At 76.0% G+C, this 1782-nt stretch carries 3 protein-coding genes; all 3 read right to left on the bottom strand.

From position 1 onward, the window contains the following. Nucleotides 1-661: ATP-binding cassette domain-containing protein (locus H5J29_RS31335; RefSeq protein WP_181784544.1), on the bottom strand; the 661-nt coding region annotated here is incomplete at its 3' end. Next, a complete protein-coding gene (locus tag H5J29_RS31330) occupies nucleotides 658-1512 on the bottom strand; it encodes an ABC transporter permease (protein ID WP_181784543.1) in 855 nt (284 codons plus the stop codon). The genes H5J29_RS31335 and H5J29_RS31330, both read right to left, overlap by 4 nt. Next, the coding region (locus H5J29_RS31325; RefSeq protein ID WP_181784542.1) for an ABC transporter permease subunit at nucleotides 1509-1782 on the bottom strand (274 nt) is incomplete at its 5' end. The genes H5J29_RS31325 and H5J29_RS31330, both read right to left, overlap by 4 nt.

Genomic DNA, 1782 nt, shown 5'->3' with positions numbered 1-1782 from the left:
CGGCGACCCGCTCGGCCACCCGGGCCACGACCGCGAGGTCGTGGCTGATGAACAGCAGCGCCATGTCCCGCTCGCGGACCAGGCGGTCGAGCAGGTCGAGGATCTCCGCCTGCACCGTGACGTCCAGGGCGGTGGTGGGCTCGTCCGCGATCAGCAGGGCGGGGTCCCCGGCCAGCGCGATCGCGATGCCGACGCGCTGGCGCTGGCCGCCCGAGAGCTGGTGCGGGAAGGCGCGCGCGAGGTGCGCGGGATCGGGCAGGCCCACGGTGGCCAGCAGGGCCACCGCCCGCTCGGCGGCCGCCCGCCGGGACAGCCCCGTGAGCCTGCGGACCGGACCCGCGACCTGCCTCCCCACGCGCATCAGCGGGTCGAGCGCCGTCTGCGGCTCCTGGAACACCACGCCCACCGTCCCGCCGCGCAGTCCGGCGAGCTCGCGGTCGGTGAGGCCGAGGACCTCGCGCCCCGCGAGCAGGACCCGACCGGTCACCTCGGCCTCGTCCGGGGCGAGGCCCACGGCGGCGAGCGCAGTGAGCGACTTCCCCGATCCCGAGGCCCCGATCAGCCCGAGCCGCTCCCCCGGCGCCACGGCGAGGGACACGGAGTCGACGACGGCGCGGCCGCCGAGGCGGACCGTGAGGTCCTGGATCTGCAGCAGGCTCACGCGAGCACCTCGGGCGCGGGCACGGCGCGGCGCAGCCGGGGATCGGTGACGTCTCGCAGCGCGTCACCGACCAGCGAGAACCCGAGCACCGCCGCGGTGATCGCCAGGCCGGGCCACACGACCGCCCACGGGTGCACGGTCACGAACTGCTGGAGGTCCTGGAGCATCCGCCCCCAGGACGGGGTGGGCGGCGGGGTGCCGAAGCCGAGGTAGGACAGCGCCGCCTCGGCCAGCACCGCCAGCGCCAGGGTGAGCGAGAGCTGCACGAGCAGGACCGGTGCCACGTTCGGCAGCACGTGCCTGCGCACGATCCGCGCGGTCGAGGCCCCGCTCGTCCGGGCCGCGAGCACGTAGTCCGTACCCAGCGCCGAGCGCATCTCCGCCCGGCCGACCCTGGCCACGTTCACACCGGTCCCGATCCCGATCGCGACGACCGCCGTGGCCACCGAGCCGCCGTAGACCGCGGCCAGCACCATGGCGAGCAGCAGGGTGGGCAGCGCGACCAGCACGTCGACCAAATGGGAGACCACGTCCCCGCTGCGCCTGCCCACCGCCGCGAGCACGGCCAGCCCGACCCCGACGACACCGGCGACGACCGTGGCCGCCAGCGCGGCCACCGTGGTGATCCGGGCCCCCGCGAGGAGCTGGCTGAACAGGTCCCGCCCGCTGGCCTCGGCACCGAGCAGGTGCCCGCCGGTCAGCGGCGGCGCCCACGAGGCGGCCGGGTCCACCAGCGTCGGGTCGAAGGGGGTCCACACGAGCGAGACCAGCGCGGACAGGACCAGCAGCCCGATCAGCGCGGCACCGATCGCACCTCCGGGCTCCCGCAGCACGGCTCCCGGCGTGGTCACGACCGCGCCACCCGCAGCCGGGGGTCCACGAGCCGGTGCCCGACGTCGACCAGGAACCCGATCGCCAGCACGGCCCCGCTCAGCAGCAGCACCTCGCCCTGGACCTTCAGCAGGTCCCGGTTGCCGACGTCGGTGAGCAGCATGGTGCCCACCCCCGGCAGCGCGAAGACCCGCTCCACGACGACCGCGCCGACCAGCAGCGCCGCGACCTGCAGGCCCAGGATCGACACGACCGGCAGGGCCGCGTTGCGCAGCCCGTGCCGCAGCAGC

The sequence above is a fragment of the Pseudonocardia pini genome, assembly GCF_013870575.1.
In the GTDB taxonomy this organism is placed as follows: domain Bacteria; phylum Actinomycetota; class Actinomycetes; order Mycobacteriales; family Pseudonocardiaceae; genus Pseudonocardia; species Pseudonocardia pini.
The sequence above is the reverse complement of the archived record's forward strand: the minus strand, read 5'-3'. Positions and strand labels throughout refer to the sequence as shown.